Below are 14701 nucleotides of genomic sequence, written 5' to 3' on the forward strand. Positions count from 1 at the left end.
TTAGCCCTTGTCATAAGACAAGGGCTTAATTAGATGGTCCGCCTCACCCCTAAGCTAAACTTAGAGTTTGGCAATCAAAGAGGCGAACCATCATGTCTACTATTAAAGTCATTGGAATCGATTTAGGCAAATCTTCTTTTCACCTTGTTGGGCATGATCACACTGGTCGTGAACAATTACGTCAACACTTAAGCCGTTCAAAGCTCATTCAATTTTTATCACAAACAGCTCAAACTACGATAGCAATGGAATCATGTGGTGGTTCCCACTGGTTGGCAAGAAAATGCCAAGCCCTCGGTCATGAGGTTAAACTCATTCCCCCGCAGTACGTTAAGCCTTACGTTAAAACCAATAAAAATGATTACATCGATGCTGATGCGATCGCAGAAGCGTCAACACGCCCGTCGATGCGCTTTGTGGGCGTAAAAACTGAAGCCGCACAAGTTATCTCTGTGATTCAACGCATTCGCGCCAGCTATGTTAAAGAACGTACAGCATGCATGTCGCGCATTGGGGCTATCTTGCTTGAATTTGGTATGAGCTTTCCTAAAGGGCATGGCAAGATGAAAGTTTTGTTTCAATGGCTCGCTGACAACGGCGAACCGCTTCCTGCCATGTTGATGCAAGAATTGCTAGAGCACCATGAGTACTATTTACAGCTTAATAAGCGTATCGCAGGGCAGGATAAAAAGCTGAAACAGCTTGTCGAGCAAAATGAAGATGCTCAACTACTGAAGTCTATCCCAGGTGTGGGGGATTTAACGGCGAGTCAGTGTTTAGCCGATATCTCTGATGCAGGTAACTTTAAAAATGGACGACAGTTAGCCGCGTGGATAGGATTAGTGCCGCACCAATACTCCACAGGCGGTAAAACCACGTTGTTGGGGATAAGTAAGCGTGGTAACAAAGCGTTAAGGACCTTGTTTATCCACGGAGCACGGTCAATTTTATCGAGGCCAGACGTTGCGGTTGCGGTGTTTGGTGAATGGATACTTGAGCTTAGAGCGAGAAAGCCATTTAATGTCGCAGTCGTAGCATTAGCGAATAAATTGGTACGAATAGCGTGGTCGGTGTTATCGACCAAGTGAGCCTTTGAAATTAGAGTTTAACCCGAGTTTGCAGATGATAGAGAAGATGACAGAACGGTCAGACCACTAGATTGAAGACCTGACACAAAAAACAGCAACGCAGTATGCTTTTGGCTTTTTGAGGACAATCTAGCGCGGAACTCATCGTGGAGCGGGTGGTAAGCACCTAATGAAGACTCCGAATACATTAGCGCAAACCAACCTCGTTATCGAAAATATCATTTGCAATAACGAGGCGGACCATACATTTTTGTGCCTAAAATTTATGATGATGTGCTTATTTTAATGAATTAGTTAAATGAGTTTAATGAAAGTAGCAGTTGGTTACTTTTTATTAGTGATCCCAGCCTGTCACGCCGGGGGGCGCGGGTTCGAGTCCCGTGAGCTGTGCCAAACAGATTAGCCCCTGTCATAAGTCCTTGTCATAAGCCCTTTACTAATTTCATACCTGTATTTATGTCATTGAATGTACTTATCTTAAGCTGAGTCTATTGTTCAGCGGCTTTATAAGGAAAATTATTAAGCTTTAGATACTTCAAATCAGCAGGTTATAAGGTTAACGTTAAGTTAAATTATTACGGTAGATGTTTTAATTAAGCCTTGCTCTGATGTGCAATTTAGTATTTTATTGAAGGTACAAACTCGCGATCTGTATCGCAGAAAATATAAAAAGGAATTGTCCATGGTAGAACACATAACTGGCATGCTCGCGTTGATTGGCGTGCTGTCTTTATTGTGTCAATGGTTAGGTTGGAAGTTTCGTCTTCCCGCAATATTACCGTTACTGTTATGCGGTTTGTTACTTGGCCCCGGGCTCGGTATTTTAGACCCTGATGCCATCTTTGGAGATTTGCTGTTTCCCATCATTTCATTGGGGGTCGCGGTTATTCTTTTTGAAGGCGCGTTAACTCTCAATTTTAAAGAAATAAAAGATCACGGCCGAATGGTGACAAACTTAGTGACCTTTGGTGCCTTTATCACTTGGGCTTGTATTGCCCCAGCCGCTCATTGGCTATTAGGCTTTGAATGGCCCATGGCGCTACTTTTTGGTGCATTAGTGGTAGTAACAGGCCCAACAGTAATTGTGCCTATGCTGCGTACAGTAAGGCCTAAATCAAACCTTGCCAGTATTTTACGCTGGGAGGGAATAGTCATCGATCCTATCGGGGCAATTTTAGCGGTATTAGTTTATGAATATATCGCTGTGGCGACCGCTGCCGATCCCACTACCCATATTTTATTCGCTTTGGGCATGACCTTACTGTTAGGTTTTGGACTTGGGGCGCTTGCAGGCTATCTCATTGGCATTGCACTTCGTAGTAATGTGTTTCCTCATTACCTTAAAAATACCGCGGTATTAACCATTATGCTGGGCGTCTTTGTGGGTTCTAATTTACTTCAAGAAGAGTCTGGGCTGTTAACCGTGACTGTGATGGGTATTTGGCTTGCTAATATGCGTGGGGTTGATATTGCCGATATTTTAGAGTTTAAAGAGACCCTTACGGTATTACTGATCTCGGCCTTGTTTATTTTATTAGCGGCAAGACTTAACTCCACCGCGATGCTTGATTTAGGTTGGGGCGGTGTCGGTGTCTTAGTGGTGGTGTTGTTGGTTGCAAGGCCACTGAGTATCTGGATCTCTGGCATTGGTACCAGTTTATCTAGAGCTGATAAATGGTTTTTAAGTTGGGTCGCGCCAAGAGGGATAGTCGCAGCGGCAATTTCATCGTTATTTGCCATTAAGCTTGAAGCTATAGGGGTAAATGGTGCCAGCTCGATAGTGCCATTAGTGTTTTTAATTATTATTGGCACAGTGGTAATACAAAGCTTAACAGCAGGCCCATGGGCTAAGTTTTTAGGGGTAAAAGCTGATTCATCACAAGGCTTACTGTTGTTTGGTGCCTCTAAGTTTTCACGTGAGTTAGCTAAGGTGTTAACCGCTAAGCAAGTGAAAGTGGTATTAGCCGATAATAACTGGGATAACATTCGTCAAGCGAGAATGGCGAATATCCCGGTGTATTTTGGTAATCCGGCCTCTGAACACGCCGAAAACTTTATGGATTTAAGTGGCATAGGCCGAGTGCTAGTGTTATCTCCCTATCGTCAATTAAACCCTTTAGTGAGCTTTCATTTTCAAGACTTATTCGGCAGCAATAAAGTTTATGGCTTAAATAATGCCGATGGGGGAAGCGCCAGACATCAACTGTCCGAGTCTTATTTAAAACGTTTGTGTTTATTTGGTGAATCAATTTCTTATGCCAAAATTGCCAGTTACATGGCAAAAGGCGCAGTCATTAAAGTCACTAATATTACGGATAATTTTACATTTGAACACTTTAAACAGCGTTATGGTGAAACGGCGATGCCGTTAATTTATCTGACTAAAGATCAGAAAGTAAAAATTATTTCAGGTACTGAAATTAATGAATTACCGGTCGGTATCGAGTTAATTAGCCTGTTGCCGAAAGAGGCACAAGAGCAAGATATCATTCAACGTAATTTAGCTGAAGTAACAGAACATGAAGACGCTAATGAGCAAGATGACTCTGGTGAAACGGTTGCCAATACTTAAGTTAAAGTTTGACTAAAACCCGCTATAAAAAAGCTTCGTATTAACGAAGCTTTTTTGGTGAAAATGTTACTTATGGCTCAAGTTAAAGGGTTTCTAAAACCGATAACACCACTTCATGGTGGTTTTTGGTTTTAAATTTATCGAACACATGGACGATTTTGCCATCTTGACCAATGAGGAAACTCAATCTATGGATACCGTCATAGATTTTGCCCATGAACTTCTTCTCGCCCCACACGCCAAAGGCATCAGCAACAGCATGATCTTCATCACTGAGTAGGGCAAAGTTTAACTCTTGCTTATCATTGAACTTAAGCAGTTTAGCAACTGGATCAGGGCTTAAACCCAATACTGTGACATTATGATTTGCTAACTGGTCTTTGCTATCACGCAAGCCTTGAGCTTGCACTGTGCAACCAGGTGTTGATGCTTTAGGGTAAAAATAAACTAACACAGGGCCGGTTTTTAAAGCTTCATTGAGAGAGACTGATTCGTCAAATTGATTTTGTAGGGTAAATTGTGGTGCTAAATCACCAAGGGTTAAGGTATTCATTTTATGTCCTTATTTTATATTCTATTTGTCACTGTTTTGCATATGATTGATCGAGCACTCAAGTGATAGTTCTTTTGCCAGTTCATGAATACTTTTTTCAAGCTTTATAAGATCAATTTTTTCCGGCACATTGATAGTAAATAAAATATGCTGCGTTAAATTATCATCGTCAGCGTGAGATCGTACCGCAGCAAGATCAAGGGAGCGATCGGCTAAGAATTCGGTTATTCGCTTCATGGTGCCACGTTGATCTTGACCGTTAACACTGACCTCGATACGTGACACGTAATTTTGTGGTGTATGCTTGGAAGTACGTTTCATTACCATGAGTAATTCAAGCTCTACACTTAAGCTGGGTAACTGGGTTTCTATCTTTGTTATTGCTGCCCAAGAGCCTGAAATCATCATAATTAAGGTAAATTCATTACCAAAAAGCGCCATACGGCTATCGACGATGTCACAGTCACATTCACTTGCTAAACGGGCTAGACGACTTACTAAACCAGGGCGATCAGCACCCATAGCAGTAACGACCAGATAGTTGGTCATGGATTTTCCTCACTTTTTCGATATCATGGAGCGTAAACTAGCGAGCTAACGCAAAGTTTTTTTGCGGGCACTAATGCTACCATAACTAATGTAAAACCACATAAGTATGTCACTATGAAAGTTAATTCATATTAAAAATTTACTTCTTGGCATAACAACTTAGGTGTAAGATTGATTTCAATGAAATAAAGTACCTAACGTCATGATATAAAAATATGCTCAACCATTAAACAATCATCTGACGACGTAAATTTGTGCTTTAGTAAAAATGCATTTGAGAGCCCCCGTTAATGCTTGTCATTAGTTGTAGGCATCAGTAACATAGCGAATCCTGAAACCTTGGGGAATTTAGATGATAAACGGAAGCATCGTTGCCTTAATCACTCCTATGAATAGTGATGGCACAGTAGATTATAAAAGTCTTGAAAGACTGGTAGAGTTTCATATAGAGCAGGGTACAGATGCGATTGTTGCAGTCGGTACGACTGGTGAGTCTGCCACTTTACCCACTAAAGAACATGCACAAGTTGTGTCGCAAACTGTTAAATTTGCCGCAGGGCGTATTCCTGTCATTGGTGGTAATGGCGCTAATGCCACTGCCGAAGCGATAGAACTTACCCAGTCAATGGCCGATTCTGGCATTGTTGCCATGCTTGGGGTCACGCCTTATTACAATAAGCCTTCACCTAAGGGCTTAATTGCACATTATAAAGCTGTTGCTGCAAGTACAGATATCCCTCAAATTCTTTATAACGTCCCAGGGCGTACTTCAGTGGATATGTTGCCTGAAACCGTGGCTGAATTAGTGGCGGTGGAAAATATTATCGGTGTTAAAGAAGCCACTGGCGATTTAACCCGTGTAGCTCGATTACGCGAGCTTTGCGGTCAGGATTTCAAACTTTATAGTGGCGATGATGCCACCGCGAGAGACTTTTTATTACTTGGCGGTGATGGTGTTATTTCGGTTGCTAATAATATTGTTCCAAAAGCATTTAAACAACTGTGTGATGCAGCATTAGCAGGCGACCATGCTTTATCCGAAAAAATAAACTTACCACTTAAAGGTTTATATGAGCATTTATTCTGCGAAGCTAACCCAATCCCTGTTAAATGGGCTGCGCATCAAATGGGTTTAATTAGCCAAGGACATATTCGTTTACCTTTAACTGAACTTTCTGAGCAGTTTCATGGTCAGTTGTTAGAAGCGATGAAACAAGCCCAGATAGAGGTAATTCAATAAATGTTGAAGCAAGTCACTCCAATTTTACTTATAGCAGCAGTTTCTGCTTGTAGTTCACCGACAGATCGTCGCGTTGCCAATGGCAATGATGAATACGTTAACGCCAAAGAAATTCCGCTTTTGGTTATTCCTGAAGGCTTGACTGAACCTACTTATGGCCGTGAATACGAGATTCCTAAAGTAGGTAACAAAGTTGATAAAGACTTAGTCGGAAAACGTCTGGATATTCGTCCTCCATTACTGGTTTTACCTATGTCTGAAGGTACCCGTATTGAAGAAGGCAGTGACAATATTAAAATTATTGTCGAATCAATTGCGACCACAAAAGATCTAAAACAAGAAGTTTTTGATAATTTACATGGTTTCTTAGCAAAACATGAAATACCAATCGAAAACGAAAATTATGACGAAGGCTTTATTGAAACAGGTTGGATAGACACGCAAGACGTCATCGAAACAAGCTGGTTCGGTGAAGACAAAGTGTATTTACTGCGTCAACGTTACCGTTATGATGTCGATGTGAGTCCTCATGGTCGCTCAGGCAGCATGAGTATTGATCTTATTAAGCATGAAGAAAGCTACAATGGTGATGATCAGCAAGTGCTATTAACGGCAGAAGATAAACGCCGTTATACCGTTGATATGCTCAATAACACTATTGCTTACATCAGCTTAAAACGTGACAAGCAAATTAAAGCTGACCGTATTCAACAAAGTAAAGGTATTACTGTCGATTTAGTGGCTGAAACAGAAACCACAGGCGCTTATTACATTTCAGAAGTTGATTTTAATAAAACTTGGGATCGATTACGTATTGTCTTACCTGAGCTAGGTTTCGATATTGTTGATATGAACAGCGCCAAAGGTTTGTATTATATTGTATTGGAAGAAACCGGTGGGTTCTGGAGTTCATTATGGGGCGAAGATAAGTTATCACTTGAAAAAGGTAACTATCGAATTGAGCTTGTTGAAACTGATGATAAAGAGCAAACGGAAATCTTTATTAAAGATGCCGCTGGTGAGCCATTAGAAAATGAAACGATTACTGAAATCTATCGCGTCGTCAGCGAAGCAATGAAAGAAGATCGTAAAGTACGATAATGTATTTAATTAACATTAGCTAATTGTTCGTATTTTAGGCTATCGATAAAAAGAGACAGTATTTACTGTCTCTTTTTTTATGCTAAAAAAACTGTAAAAATAGTCATTTAATCCTCTATATAGATTGTTTTCCAATTAAAACGCTAAGATTGATCTTGGTGAACTCATATCCCGTATATTCCGCAAATGTTTCCTAAGTGTGTCAATTGTAAGAAAAGGTAAAACGCCTTGATACCAGCATGATGCTGAGTACACTAACGATTGGCTAAATCCCATAACATATAGTTTCTGAGTTTGATGAATGGAATCCCGATGAAAAAAATAATAATTGTCCTCGTTGCGTTACTGATGGGCTGGTTTGCATACCAATCTATTAATCCTACTGAAGAGGCCAAGGTGCGAGCTAAACCTATCCCCAACGTTGTAGTTGCTAAAGTGGCGATGTTGCCAGTGAGAGATGAGGTTGAGGCAATAGGAACCAACAAAGCATTTGAGTCTATTACTATTACGCCAAAAATCACTGAGAAAATCGCAGACATTAAGTTTAACGATGGAGATGTGGTTAAAAAAGGCGATTTACTGGTTCAATTACGTAACCGCGAGCAGCTAGCCAAAGTTAAAGCTGCTGAGTTTAAAGTAAGTGATAATTTACGTGAACTCGACAGAATCCGTAGTTTGGTTACCAGTAAAACGGTAGCAGAACTTGAGCGTGATAGATTACAAACCTTAATCGATACGACCCGCGCCGAGCTTGAGCAAGCTAAAGCGGCTTTGGGTGATCGCGCCATTCATGCACCATTTAGTGGCCGCTTGGGATTAAAGCTTGTTAGTGTCGGCAGTTTAGTGTCACCAGGTACCCAAATATCGACCTTAGATGATGTTAGTAAAATTAAACTTGATTTCTCAGTGCCAGAGCGTTTTATCCAGCAGCTCAAATTAGGTAAAACCGTTGAAGCAAAAGCGATAGCTTATCCAGATCGCATCTTTAAAGGTGTGGTCACATCCATTGATACACGGGTAAACCCAACAACACGTGCTGTGGTAGTACGCGCAATTATTGCTAATGACGATGCCGCGTTATTACCCGGCATGTTGATGAAAGTTAAACTGATTAAACAAAATCGTGAAACCTTATTATTACCAGAATCTGCCATCATTCCTATTCAATCAAAACACTATGTATACACAGTTAACGAAGACAATATTGTCGAGCGAAAAGAAGTCACAATAGGCATTCGTAATCGAGGTTGGGTTGAAATTCTTGATGGTGTCGGAATTGGCCAATCGGTCATTATCCGCGGGCTATTAAAAGTAAGACCGGGTGATGAAGTCACCACTCAGGCTGCTGAGGCGTTTAATTTTGCCAATGTCGCTGATGTGGAGAATGCGGCATGATCCTCACTGACATTTCGGTAAAGCGACCGGTATTTGCTTCTGTCATTAGTATTTTAATTATTATTCTTGGCATGGTGTCATTTGATAAGTTGCCTCTTAGAGAGTATCCCAACATTGATCCACCAGTGGTATCGATTGATACCAATTACCGCGGTGCGAGTGCCTCTGTGGTTGAAAGCCGCATTACTCAATTAATTGAAGACAGAATTAGCGGCGTTGAAGGGATCAAACAAATTACCTCAAGTAGCCGTGATGGACGCTCTTCTATTACCTTAGAGTTTAATATCAACCGTGATATTGAAGCGGCAACCAATGATGTTCGAGATAGAATTTCAGGGTTACTGGATAACTTACCAGAAGAGGCAGATCCACCAGAAGTAGAAAAGTCCAATGGTGGTGATGAAGTGATCATGTGGCTTAACTTAGTGTCTGATCAAATGAACACCCTACAGCTAACAGACTATGCCCGCCGCTATTTGGTCGATCGTTTTTCAGTCGTCGATGGCGTTGCCAACATCCGTTTAGGTGGCGGTAAAGTTTATGCCATGCGGGTGTGGATAGACAGACAAGCTTTAGCTGCGCGTAAACTTACCGTAGCAGATGTGGAATCTGCGCTGCGCTCAGAAAACGTTGAGCTTCCGGCGGGGTCTATCGAGTCAAAAGAGCGCCATTTTACCGTCAGGGTTGATAGAAGTTTTAAAACCGCTGAAGACTTTGCCAGCCTAGTTATTACCCAAGGTGATGATGGCTATTTAGTGAAGCTTGGTGATGTGGCTAAAGTGCAAATTGGCTCAGAAGAAGAGCGGATAATGTTCCGCGGTAATACTGAATCAATGATTGGCTTAGGGGTATCTAAACAATCAACCTCAAACACCTTAGAAGTCGCCCGCGCTGCCAATGCGTTAGTGGATGTCATTAATCCGACATTACCTGCTGGAATGGAGATTAAGCGCTCATACGACAGCTCAGTATTCATCGAAGCGTCAATTAAAGAGGTGTACCAAACCTTATTTATCGCGATGCTATTAGTGATAGTGGTGATTTATCTGTTCCTAGGCAGTGTGCGGGCTATGTTAATCCCCGCCTTAACGGTTCCAGTATCGTTAATGGGGACTTTTATTGTTTTATATTCATTAGGTTATACAATTAACTTATTGACTTTGCTGGCGATGATCCTAGCCATTGGTATGGTGGTCGATGATGCCATTGTGATGTTAGAAAATATCCATCGCCGAATTGAACAAGGTGACTCACCACTTAAAGCTGCCTACTTAGGTGGCCGTGAAGTTGCTTTTGCGGTAGTTGCGACAACATTGGTGTTAATTGCGGTGTTTATGCCGATTACTTTTTTAGAAGGTGATTTAGGTAAGCTGTTTAAAGAGTTTGCCGTTACCATGAGCGCTGCAGTGATTTTCTCAAGCTTAGTTGCGTTAACTCTAAGCCCAATGATGTGCTCTAAGTTGCTTAAACCCGCCGGTGAAAGCACATGGTTAGTGCGCAAAGTCGATGATGCTATGGATAAGTTATCTGCTATTTATCAATCGCATTTGGTGAGCGCCATTAAAAAGCCTTATCTAATCGGCGTAATTGTGGTGGTGGCTTTTGCGTTAAGTGGCTACTTGCTTAAACAAGTACCACAGGAGTTTGCCCCTCGCGAAGATAGAGGCTCCATGTTTTTGGTGGTTAATGGCCCTGAAGGAGCAAGCTTTGAGTACATTGAAAAGTACATGGATGAAATTGAAGGCCGTTTAATGCCGTTAGTTGAATCCGGTGATGTGAAACGCTTATTGATCCGCGCCCCTCGTGGTTTTGGTCGCTCAGCAAACTTTTCAAACGGCATGGCGATTATCGTGCTAGAAGATTGGGCCGAGCGTCGTCCTGCCAATGAAATTATTACCGATATTCGCGCTCGAATTTCGGACTTGGCAGGGGTCAGGGCATTTCCCATTATGCGTCAAGCCTTCGGCCGTGGTGTCGGTAAGCCGGTGCAGTTTGTATTAGGCGGCCCAAGCTATGAAGAGCTAGCCTTATGGCGCGACATCATTATGGAAAAAGCCAAAGAAAATCCGATGTTAACTGGGCTTGATCATGATTATAAAGAAACCAAACCTCAGCTAAGAGTGTCAATTGATAAAGACAGGGCTGCTGATCTAGGGGTGTCAATTTCACATGTGGGCAGAACCTTAGAATCGATGCTGGGCTCACGTTTAGTGACGACCTTCATGCGAGAAGGGGAAGAGTATGATGTGATCATTGAAGGTAATCGTGAAAATCAAAATACCGCTACGGATTTAGAAAATATCTATGTGAGATCGGATCGAACCGGTGAGTTAGTGCCACTATCGAATATTGTCACTGTAGAAGAGTATGCTGATGCCAGCTCTTTAAATCGCTATAACCGCATGCGGGCGATTACTATTGAGGCAAACTTGGCTGATGGCTATAGCCTAGGTGAAGCGTTAGATTATCTTAATGATTTATCCTATACCTATCTACCTGCTGAAGCGGTGATCAGTTACAAAGGACAATCACTGGATTATCAAAGTTCAGGCAACTCCATGTACTTTGTGTTTATCCTCGCGTTAGGTATTGTGTTCTTAGTATTGGCGGCGCAATTTGAAAGTTATGTGCATCCGATGGTGATTATGCTTACAGTACCTCTGGCAACGCTAGGGGCATTAATTGGCCTATGGTTTACCGGACAAAGTATCAATATTTACAGTCAAATCGGTATTATTATGCTGGTGGGGCTAGCGGCTAAAAATGGTATTTTGATTGTTGAATTTGCCAACCAATTGCGTGACAAAGGCATTGAGTTTGAGCAAGCAGTCATTCAAGCCTCATCCCAACGTTTAAGACCGATCCTAATGACAGGGATTACCACTGCAGCTGGTGCTATTCCATTGGTGCTATCAAGTGGTGCGGGCTCTGAAACACGCTTTGTGATTGGCGTGGTGGTGTTATCAGGTATTTTATTAGCGACCTTCTTCACCTTGTTAGTGATCCCGGTGGCTTACAGTATTTTTGCCCGAAACAGTAGCTCGCCCGAAGCGATTGCCAAGCAACTAGAACAAGAGTTAACGGGTTCGTGATCTATCTGCTTAAGTGATTAAGATGCTATAAACGCTATTTTGACATAAGCTACTCCCCAAAATGCCAGTTGTGAATAGTCGCAACTGGCTTTTTTATGTCTGTATACTGACAACTCAGTGACAAGCCTATAATCAAAAGCTCATCGAGGGTTTACGATGAAAAAAACCGACAAGAAACGTGATAACCAAATTCGTCAGCAGTTAACTCTGGTGTGCGATTTATTAATGTCAGAGTGTGAAGGCTTTCAATGGCTCACGCATTCGGTAAACTACGCCGCTTTTCCTAAATCATTAAAAGTGATTTGTGTATTTAGTAATGAGTCGCAAATAACCAAGGTTAAATTAGCCAAGCAAGATGCGTTTATTGTGCAGGCGATAAGCCATTATTTACAGGCTGTTGCTGTGGAAATAAGTGCTAAGCAGATTATATTAGACAGTGAAGCGGCATGTGATAGTCAAGATGACGGCAATTGGGCAAAGCGTTTAACTTAAGTCATTATTTTGCTTAACAGTAGGGGCATTAGCGCAGCATAACGTGGGTTTACAACAAATAAAAAAAGGGAAAGCAATGCTTTCCCTTTTTGGTATTTTTAGCTCGCTTTAAAAACTAAGTTAAGCCGCTTTAACTTGCTTGGCTTCACTAACAACCTTTGCTTCAAGCTCTTCAGGGTCAAAGTCATCAACATTAATTGACTTCATACGACCTATTTCAGCTCTTTCAAGTAAGGCAACTTCAGTATCACTTAACACACCTAAGGCTTTACCTTGTGCAGCGACTTTATCTAACCACATAAATGGTAGACGTTTACCGGCAGCTTTACAGACTTTGTCGTATAAAGGCTCTGACGCTAAAATATCTAATAAAGTTTGCTCTTGAATACCAACCGCATTGTGCTCTGACGCTGTCCAGAATTGGCCTTGGCCTAAACGGTCGCGACTGGCACATGGGGTTTGCATAATTTTAGACACTTTATGGTCTAATACATCGCTAGGACGTTTTAGTGGGCGACCAAACGGGAAGATAACAGCGCGAAGTGCAATGCCAAGTCCCATTGGGAAGTTATCCAATAAGTCATCTAAAGATGTTTGTAATTTATGCAGAGAATCTTCAACCGCCCACTGAACTAAAGGTAAATCTTCAGTTAAGCGGCCATCATCTTCGTAACGCTTAAGGGTTGCAGACGCTAAATACAGCTGACTTAATAAGTCACCTAAGCGTGCTGAAATACGTTCTTTCCGCTTGAGGTTACCACCCAGTGTCGCCATTGCTAAATCTGAAAGCAGGGCTAAGTTAGCACTGAAACGATTCATCTGCTGATAATAACGCTTGGTTTTATCATTGTAAGGAGATTTGGTGAAGCGGCTAGAAGTCACGCCCATCCAGAAACTTCTTACAAAATTAGACATCGCAAAGCCAATATGACCGAAGATAGCAGCATCGAAGTTACTTAAGCCTTGACCCGATGTGGTATCAAAAGCAGATTCCATTTCAGCTAATACATATGGATGACAGCGGATAGCGCCTTGTCCATAAATAATCATAGAACGGGTTAGAATGTTGGCACCTTCAACGGTAATTGCAATCGGCGCTGCTTGATAACCACGACCCAAATAGTTATTTGGACCTAGACATACACCTTTACCGCCGTGAATATCCATGGCGTCGATAACACACTTTTGCATTCTATCGGTTAAATGGAATTTAACGATGGCAGAGATAACTGATGGCTTTTCACCTAGACCAATTCCCACAGTCGTTAATGAACTTACAGCATCCATCAAGTAAGCATTACCGCCAATACGTGCCATTGGCTCTTCAATACCTTCTAATTTACCGATAGGTAGTTTGAACTGACGACGAATTCGAGCGTAAGCACCTGTAGCTAATGCAGCGGTTTTAACGCCACCTGCAGAGTTTGACGGTAAAGTAATACCACGGCCTACAGACAGACATTCAACTAGCATGCGCCAGCCTTGACCGGCCATTTCAGGGCCACCAATGATAAAGCTCAGCGGTACGAATACTTCGTTGCCACGAGTTGGACCATTTTGGAACATACAGTTCAATGGGAAGTGACGACGACCAGTTTCAACCCCTTGAATATCAGTTGGGATAAGCGCACAAGTAATGCCTAAATCTTCGGTATCACCTAATAAGCTGTCAGGGTCGCGTAATTTAAATGCCAGACCTAATACTGTCGCCACTGGCGCTAAGGTAATGTAGCGTTTGTTCCATGTTAGTTTCATACCTAACACTTCTTCGCCTTGCCATTCACCTTTACAGACGATACCAAAATCAGGGATCGCGCCAGCATCACTACCAGCTTCAGGGCTAGTTAGTGCAAAACAAGGCACTTCAAGACCTTTAGCTAAACGCGGTAAATAATGATCTTGTTGTTCAGTCGTACCATAGTGTTGCAGTAACTCACCAGGGCCTAGAGAGTTTGGTACACCAACCGTTGATGCAAGTTCGCTACTCACGCCAGCTAATTTTTGCAGAACACGTGACTGAGCATAAGCAGAGTATTCACGACCACCATATTTTTTCTTGATGATCATGGCAAAAAAACCTTCATCTTTCAGGTATTGCCAAATTTCTTGTGGTAGATCAGCCAGTTCATGTGACACTTGATGCTGATTTAGCATTTTACATACAGTTTCAACTGGGCCATCTAAAAACGCTTGCTCTTCAGCCGTTAAACGCGCTTTAGGGTAGTTATGTAATTTATTCCAGTTAGGGTTACCAGCGAATAAGTCAGCTTCCCACCAGGTAGTACCTGCTTCAATGGCTTCTTTTTCAGTGGTAGACATTTCAGGCATGATGCCTTGATATACTTTAAGCAGTGGACGTGAGATGAAATTTTGACGAAATGATTTAACATTCAAAGGTAATGCTAAAACGATATAGACAACCCAAGCTAGACTGCCAACAATATCTAATACACTACCAATTAACATTACAACTGCGGCTGCAATTGTTGCTGTTAATAACGACACCCGCAAGTAAGTTGCTGCGCCGAGTACCGCGATCATGGCGATGATCCAAATAAGTGTCTCCACTGTCTTTCTCCTTAAAAGTGTTTAATATTTAAACACCTACAAATTAATGAT

Annotated in this window: 10 protein-coding genes; 7 read left to right on the forward strand and 3 right to left on the reverse strand. The window is 41.9% G+C overall.

Translation table 11 applies throughout. From position 1 onward, the window contains the following. Positions 1-92: 92 nt before the first annotated feature. Both BM739_RS00835 and BM739_RS00840 read left to right on the forward strand, forming a co-directional pair. Positions 93-1088, forward strand: coding sequence for an IS110 family transposase (locus tag BM739_RS00835; protein WP_076536337.1), 996 nt, complete (start codon positions 93-95; stop codon positions 1086-1088). 682 nt (positions 1089-1770) lie between these two features. Continuing rightward, a complete protein-coding gene (locus BM739_RS00840; RefSeq protein WP_076536338.1) occupies positions 1771-3660 on the forward strand; it encodes a sodium:proton antiporter in 1890 nt (629 codons plus the stop codon). Between the two features lie 82 nt (positions 3661-3742). On the opposite strand, the gene bcp is transcribed toward BM739_RS00840, so the two are convergent. After that, positions 3743-4213 (reverse strand): thioredoxin-dependent thiol peroxidase, encoded by a 471-nt coding sequence (gene bcp / locus BM739_RS00845; RefSeq protein WP_076536340.1) that lies wholly within the window; start codon positions 4211-4213, stop codon positions 3743-3745. A gap of 21 nt (positions 4214-4234) precedes the next feature. Beyond that, on the reverse strand, positions 4235-4762 hold the full coding sequence (locus BM739_RS00850) for a glycine cleavage system protein R (RefSeq protein ID WP_076536341.1): 528 nt from the start codon (positions 4760-4762) through the stop codon (positions 4235-4237). A 352-nt stretch (positions 4763-5114) separates the two neighbouring features. Here BM739_RS00850 and dapA point away from each other — a divergent pair, with 352 nt between their 5' ends. The 5 genes from dapA (at position 5115) to BM739_RS00875 (ending at position 12082) form a co-directional block, all read left to right on the forward strand. Then, entirely contained in the window at positions 5115-6002 is an 888-nt protein-coding gene (gene dapA / locus BM739_RS00855; RefSeq protein WP_076536343.1) for a 4-hydroxy-tetrahydrodipicolinate synthase, read from the forward strand. Continuing rightward, a complete protein-coding gene (gene bamC, locus BM739_RS00860; RefSeq protein ID WP_076536345.1) occupies positions 6003-7103 on the forward strand; it encodes an outer membrane protein assembly factor BamC in 1101 nt (366 codons plus the stop codon). It abuts the gene before it with no gap. 312 nt (positions 7104-7415) lie between these two features. After that, complete coding sequence (locus BM739_RS00865; RefSeq protein WP_076536347.1) at positions 7416-8498, forward strand: efflux RND transporter periplasmic adaptor subunit; 1083 nt, start codon at positions 7416-7418, stop codon at positions 8496-8498. Continuing rightward, entirely contained in the window at positions 8495-11590 is a 3096-nt protein-coding gene (locus BM739_RS00870) for an efflux RND transporter permease subunit (protein ID WP_076536349.1), read from the forward strand. The genes BM739_RS00865 and BM739_RS00870 overlap by 4 nt, the downstream gene beginning before the upstream one ends. A 156-nt stretch (positions 11591-11746) precedes the next feature. Beyond that, positions 11747-12082 (forward strand): hypothetical protein, encoded by a 336-nt coding sequence (locus tag BM739_RS00875; protein WP_076536351.1) that lies wholly within the window; start codon positions 11747-11749, stop codon positions 12080-12082. A gap of 120 nt (positions 12083-12202) precedes the next feature. Here the strand turns inward: BM739_RS00875 and fadE are convergent, their stop codons facing one another. After that, complete coding sequence (gene fadE / locus BM739_RS00880) at positions 12203-14650, reverse strand: acyl-CoA dehydrogenase FadE (protein WP_076536353.1); 2448 nt, start codon at positions 14648-14650, stop codon at positions 12203-12205. Positions 14651-14701 lie beyond the last annotated feature (51 nt).

It is taken from the genome of Shewanella sp. UCD-KL21 (genome assembly GCF_001957135.1).
Classification (GTDB): domain Bacteria; phylum Pseudomonadota; class Gammaproteobacteria; order Enterobacterales; family Shewanellaceae; genus Shewanella.

Bases quoted from the DNA above. Each gene is read 5' to 3' on its own strand.
- BM739_RS00835 (WP_076536337.1), top strand. From the start codon at position 93: ATGTCTACTATTAAAGTCATTGGAATCGATTTAGGCAAATCTTCTTTT.
- BM739_RS00840 (WP_076536338.1), top strand. From the start codon at position 1,771: ATGGTAGAACACATAACTGGCATGCTCGCGTTGATTGGCGTGCTGTCT.
- bcp (WP_076536340.1), bottom strand. From the start codon at position 4,213: ATGAATACCTTAACCCTTGGTGATTTAGCACCACAATTTACCCTACAA.
- BM739_RS00850 (WP_076536341.1), bottom strand. From the start codon at position 4,762: ATGACCAACTATCTGGTCGTTACTGCTATGGGTGCTGATCGCCCTGGT.
- dapA (WP_076536343.1), top strand. From the start codon at position 5,115: ATGATAAACGGAAGCATCGTTGCCTTAATCACTCCTATGAATAGTGAT.
- bamC (WP_076536345.1), top strand. From the start codon at position 6,003: ATGTTGAAGCAAGTCACTCCAATTTTACTTATAGCAGCAGTTTCTGCT.
- BM739_RS00865 (WP_076536347.1), top strand. From the start codon at position 7,416: ATGAAAAAAATAATAATTGTCCTCGTTGCGTTACTGATGGGCTGGTTT.
- BM739_RS00870 (WP_076536349.1), top strand. From the start codon at position 8,495: ATGATCCTCACTGACATTTCGGTAAAGCGACCGGTATTTGCTTCTGTC.
- BM739_RS00875 (WP_076536351.1), top strand. From the start codon at position 11,747: ATGAAAAAAACCGACAAGAAACGTGATAACCAAATTCGTCAGCAGTTA.